At 65.5% G+C, this 3,040-nt stretch carries 3 protein-coding genes and 1 pseudogene; 2 read left to right on the top strand and 2 right to left on the bottom strand.

Annotated features, from left to right (window positions below; translation table 11 throughout):
• Positions 1-1,001 precede the first annotated feature (1,001 nt).
• On the top strand, positions 1,002-1,583 hold the full coding sequence (locus tag WBF82_RS03550; RefSeq protein ID WP_424381717.1) for a transglycosylase family protein: 582 nt from the start codon (positions 1,002-1,004) through the stop codon (positions 1,581-1,583).
• Between the two features lie 69 nt (positions 1,584-1,652).
• Here the strand turns inward: WBF82_RS03550 and WBF82_RS03545 are convergent, their stop codons facing one another.
• Positions 1,653-2,180 carry a PaaI family thioesterase gene (locus WBF82_RS03545; RefSeq protein ID WP_424381716.1) on the bottom strand — a complete coding sequence of 176 codons (528 nt, stop codon included), beginning with the start codon at positions 2,178-2,180 and terminating at the stop codon, positions 1,653-1,655.
• Positions 2,177-2,572 (bottom strand): winged helix-turn-helix transcriptional regulator, encoded by a 396-nt coding sequence (locus WBF82_RS03540; protein WP_424381715.1) that lies wholly within the window; start codon positions 2,570-2,572, stop codon positions 2,177-2,179. The genes WBF82_RS03545 and WBF82_RS03540 overlap by 4 nt, the downstream gene beginning before the upstream one ends.
• Before the next feature lie 98 nt (positions 2,573-2,670).
• Here WBF82_RS03540 and WBF82_RS03535 point away from each other — a divergent pair.
• Positions 2,671-3,040 (top strand): annotated as a pseudogene (locus tag WBF82_RS03535) (S9 family peptidase); the annotation flags it as partial.

The following is a 3,040-nucleotide window of genomic DNA, read 5'->3' as shown; positions in this document are numbered from 1 at the left end:
ATATTGCCTGAGATAATTTTGGTGAATTCGAGCGGTTAATGCTCTAATTGGCAGGCAGCGATATTCCATTCAATTTTGGGTTGCGCCCGTATTGTGTTGTGGCAGCGGATGTTTGAAGTCTCGACCTGTTGGCTACCGGTTCGCCAAGGCTCACCGCACCCGATGGCGAAACTGGATCGTCGGGCCGCGTCCGGCAAAGAGGTATGCGGACCGTGGCGAGTGGCGCACCGCGGGCCCGCTCATCGCGCAGCGGCCTCCATCGGCGGCGGCCAACCTCGAAGATCCCGCGGCGAAATCTATTGGCGGATAGTCTTATTGATGTACCGACTCTTCGCGTGACCGCATCCCCCACGCCCGGCAAGCCAATCAGGCTGGCCTGCTGGAGAGCGATGAAAAGCATTGAGCTGGCTGATTATTGACCTATCGGCTTGCGACGGTGGGCTGACAACAAAATCCGGACGACCAAAGTCGCTCGCGAACGGTCCAGCTAACGCCACGAGAGGGAGATCCTGCACAGCAGAAGGCGATGGTCGAACCGCGCTTGAACCGATCGGTTCAGCCCTGACAAATGCGTGGTGCAGTTCACAAAAATTGCGTGATTTGGCTCACGGATACACTCCCGCACCGATGACTGGATGCGAGTGGAAAACGCCGAGGTGACCTGCGAAGACAATTAGCTGACGCGTCCGTAATCGGCTTGTTATTGGTTCGAGATGCCCGCGTGTCTCGATATGACGAATCCATTTCGGTCTCGTACGGTCCGTGTCGGCCAGAAAACGGCAAAAGAAAATCGAATCCACGGACCCGCGTGTGAGCGGAGGCTGCGGACGGCGACGACGCCGCCGTGTCGCCGTCGGGCAGCAGCCCGATGGTGGCTCATGCCCCCGCTGTCGTGCCCGAACGAGACGGTGCGGCTCGAAACAAACAAACCCGCCTGGAAACAGGCACTCGCCCACATCGCTGGGCTTATTTCGGCGCGCGCACCCGCGAAAGGAACGATGTTGAAGAACGTCCGCCAGACACTCACCGTGGCTGCGATCGCAGGTTTCCTCGCCGCGGCGCCAACCGCGCCGTTCATCGCCACCGCCTATGCGGAAGGTGACGCCTGGGATGCGAACGCCGCCTTCGGCACGGCGCCTGACGCGCCAGCCCCGGACGCCCCGCCTGCGCCTGTGCCCGACGCTGCGCCTGCCCCGGATGCGCCCGCTCCCGATGCGCCTCCGCCGCCGGCCCCGGATGCTCCGGCACCTCCGGCTCCGGACGCACCGCCCGCGCCGGATGCAGCCCCGCCACCGGCTCCGCCTGCCGATGACGCTCCCGCGCCGGAGCCGGCCAAGGCGCCCGTCAAGGCCTACAGCGTCAACTGGGACGCGATCGCTGCGTGCGAGTCCGGCGGCAACTGGCGGATCAGCACCGGTAACGGTTACTCCGGTGGCCTGCAGTTCACGCCGAGCACCTGGCGGGCCAACGGTGGCTCGGGTTCTCCGAACGGCGCGAGCCGTGAGGAGCAGATCCGGGTGGCCGAGAACGTCCTGCACTCGCAGGGCATCGGTGCCTGGCCGGTCTGCGGCCGGCGCGGCTGACCAAACCAAACAAACTGACGGCGGTGGCCGGGCGATAGCCCGCCACCGCCGTCAGGCGTGTCACCGGAGCTACAGGTTGAACACCAGCAGGGTGCTCGTAGCGGTCGCCACGATCGCACCCGACGCGTCGGTGACGACTCCCTCGGTGAAGCCCACCCGCGACCCCGCTTTGAGAACGGTCCCGGTCGCCGTCAACGGGCCGGTGTCGAGTCGCACCGCCTTGAGGTAATTCACCTTTATCTCGATCGAGGTGTACCCCTTGCCGGCAGGAAGCGTGCTGTGCACTGCCAGCCCGGCGACGGAGTCGAGCAGGGTGCAGACCAGGCCGCCGTGGACGCCGCCGTTCGGGTTGTACACCGACCCGTCCGGTCGGCAGGTGAACACCACCTTGCCGGGCTCTGCCTCGACCAGATCGAATTGCATCAGTGCGGCGATCGGGGGTGGCGGAAGCTCGCCGGCGATCATCGCCTTGAGGTAGTCGATCCCTGCCATCGCGAGGCCGCGCGCAGTGCCGGGGCCGGGGTCGTGCCACGTCACCATGCGTGAGCGTGGCGGTCCCCACAGTTCTTTTTCGGTGTCGTCGTTGACGGTGGTCATGGTGCCCTTCCTGCCGGCTGCTTGGCCTTCGTCCAGCGGTAGCGGTCACCGTCGGGGTCGCCCGGACGGATCGCATGGTCAATTCCCCAGGCCAGCAACGCATCCAACACGGGCAGCAGCGCGTGGCCGGAATCCGTGAGCTGGTAGTCGAATCGCGGTGGCGCTGCGCGATACCGGACACGCCGGATGACGCCGGCCTCATCCAGTGCCTTGAGCCGGGCCGCCACCCGGTCCCTCGGCGCGCCGGTGCCGCGAACGATGTCCTGGAAATGTGTGTTGCCCAGCGCCAGCTCGCGGACGATCAGCAACGCCCATCGCTCGCCGACCAATTCCAGCGCGGCGGCGATCGGACAAGGCCGGCCGGGCAGGTCGGCCAGCGTCGCAGCGGGCATACCTACGAGCATGTCAGCTTCAAGTTTGAAAATCAAACTTACTTCGGTGTTGTATGGCGCACACCGCAGAAAGCTCCGCGCTGTGTTACCAACGAGTCGTGACCGCAACGGCATTCGACAACCTCGACGACTACTTGACACTGCCACGCGTTTCGGGCCTGGCAGTCTCGGCGGACGGGTCGCGGGTGGTAACCACCGTGGCCGAACTCAACGACAAGCGCGCCGAGTACGTCAGCGCCGTCTGGGAAATCGATCCCACCGGCACAAGACCCGCACGCCGCCTTACCCGTGGCTCGAACGGTGAGTCGGCACCGGCGTTCACCACCGGCGGCGACCTCTTGTTCATCTCGTCGCGGCCGACCGCCGAAAACGCCGGTGGCACCGACAAACCACCGGGCTCGCTGTGGCGGCTGCCTGCGGACGGCGGCGAGGCCGTCGAGGTGTTGAGCATGCCCGGCGGCGTTAGTG

The sequence above is a fragment of the Mycobacterium sp. genome (assembly GCF_049673265.1).
GTDB lineage: Bacteria > Actinomycetota > Actinomycetes > Mycobacteriales > Mycobacteriaceae > Mycobacterium.
This window is presented reverse-complemented; position numbering and strand designations above follow the sequence as displayed.